We start from the raw sequence: 1,951 nt of genomic DNA, 5'->3' as shown, positions 1-1,951 counted from the left end.
TACAGTCCAAGGGAGTTACAATACGAGATAGCATATAAAAACAATGGTATATTAAGTAAGATAAAAGTTAACAATAATATATTTTACTACAAAATTGAAGAATATAAATAAATACAGCACATAACAATGTGTATAGCTCATTGCGGTCGGAATTTCCATACGGAAATTCCAGCCTGATTCGCTAATTTAGAGGCTAGGGCGGAAAAGTCCAGCGGACAATTTCCGCAACGAAGCCATACACGAACCGTTAGGTGTAATTAAAATTAGTATGGATAATTGTAAAAAATGTCATAAAAAGTTTGACTTTTGGAATGTTTATAAAAGTTACTGGAAGGGAAAATCAACTATAAAATGTTCGAATTGCGGAACTGAACATGACCATAAGATTATGAATAAATTACTATTGGGAGTGGTAATATTCATCCCAGCTATCATTTACACTTTACTAAGCTTTAATTATCAGCCTAATGATATTTTATTTGCCGTAATTATTTATACTTTAATATACATATCCGTTGGGTTCGTTGTTTCTCTTTTTACAACTAGATTATTCAGATTTAAATTAACTAAAAACTACACCTAACAATACCTATAAGTAATGCGGGGTTTGGTATTTAATTTAAAGTAAGCGTATATTTACTATGTCCGCAAAATCTTTTCGATTTTGCTCTGACGAAAAAATATAAATCAAAACAAAAAGCTTTTGCTACATGCGAAGACGGAAACGAAAATGTTTCCTTGCCTCCGCACTACTCATAGCCAAAACCGTTGCGCAACATTGCGAAAAAAAACTATTCTACTTCAACATCTTTCATCAACATCTTTCTTTATATAAACCTTAACAATGAAATCTATAATATTCATATCTAGTTTTATTATAACTTTTTTTACAAGTGCGCAAGTCAAAACTGATTCTTTAGCTTTAGAAGAATTCACTTATGATGAGAAAAATGAACTTAAAATTTATTGTGTTCGTCCTTTTGATTATTATCCCGATAAAGAATATCCAGCTATTGTAATATTTCATGGAGGTGGTTGGTCTGTAGGAGAAGCCTCTTGGGGATTTAACAGTGCCAAACATTATGCAAGTAAAGGTATGGTCGCATTTTCTGTTCAATATAGACTTCAGGAATCGGATAATGAAACAACACCATATGAATCTGTGCTTGATGCACAAAATGCTATTCGATGGGTTAGAAAAAATGCCAGTAAATTTTCTATCAACGACAATATGATCGCATCTTACGGTTGGTCGGCTGGCGCTCATCTTGCAGCTTGTGCGGCTATTTTTAACAATTTAGATGCGCCTAATGAAAGCATATCCAGTTCACCAAATCTGTTGCTATTGAAATCACCAGCCCTATCATTACTCCTCTATCCTAACTTTCAAAAGAGATTACATGATAAAATTGATGTAAGGGAAATTTCTCCAGCGGAATTTGTATCTGAAAATACCCCACCAACAATAATTGTAATAGGAAAAGATGATACCGTAACGCCACTACAAGGTTCTGAACAATATAAAAACAATATGGACAAATATAAAAACCAATGCGAATTGATTATATATGATGGTGTAGGACATTTATTCACACCTTCATCAGAGCCTGATGATGGATGGCCCAATCCAGATGAAAAAGTACGTCTTGATGCCCAAAAAAAAATGGATGACTTCTTAAAAAAGCATAATTATTTTAAAATATAATCGAATCTAAACGTTGCACAACATCGGCTATAATTCATCGCTACTTTAGAACTTCCTTGAAATTTCATACATTTAAATAAAACTAAAACTGGCTTCAATGGATTATGGCCAGGGCTCGCTTTTGCCAACGTTAATTTTTCCTGCAAGGCAGGAAACCCAACGCTGAGCTTCGCCCCAGTGCCGCGCCGAAATCATAGCCAAAGCCGTTGTGGCTAATATTTAAATTAATGCGTAGTATACTTTTTT

General features: G+C 33.9%; 2 protein-coding genes. Both read left to right on the top strand.

Annotated features, from left to right (window positions below; translation table 11 throughout):
- The first annotated feature begins 268 nt into the window (after positions 1-268).
- A complete protein-coding gene (locus WBM49_RS13330) occupies positions 269-583 on the top strand; it encodes a TIGR04104 family putative zinc finger protein (protein ID WP_424372542.1) in 315 nt (104 codons plus the stop codon).
- A 261-nt stretch (positions 584-844) separates the two neighbouring features.
- Positions 845-1,705, top strand: coding sequence for an alpha/beta hydrolase (locus WBM49_RS13325; RefSeq protein WP_424372541.1), 861 nt, complete (start codon positions 845-847; stop codon positions 1,703-1,705).
- The last annotated feature ends 246 nt before the right edge of the window (positions 1,706-1,951 follow it).

Origin of the sequence: Muriicola sp. (assembly GCF_049669965.1) — a bacterium.
Taxonomy (GTDB): Bacteria; Bacteroidota; Bacteroidia; order Flavobacteriales; family Flavobacteriaceae; genus Muriicola.
The sequence above is the reverse complement of the archived record's forward strand: the minus strand, read 5'-3'. Positions and strand labels throughout refer to the sequence as shown.

What these genes read in the sequence shown, in the direction of transcription:
- WBM49_RS13325 (WP_424372541.1), top strand. Translation starts at nt 845, where the DNA reads ATGAAATCTATAATATTCATATCTAGTTTTATTATAACTTTTTTTACA.
- WBM49_RS13330 (WP_424372542.1), top strand. Translation starts at nt 269, where the DNA reads ATGGATAATTGTAAAAAATGTCATAAAAAGTTTGACTTTTGGAATGTT.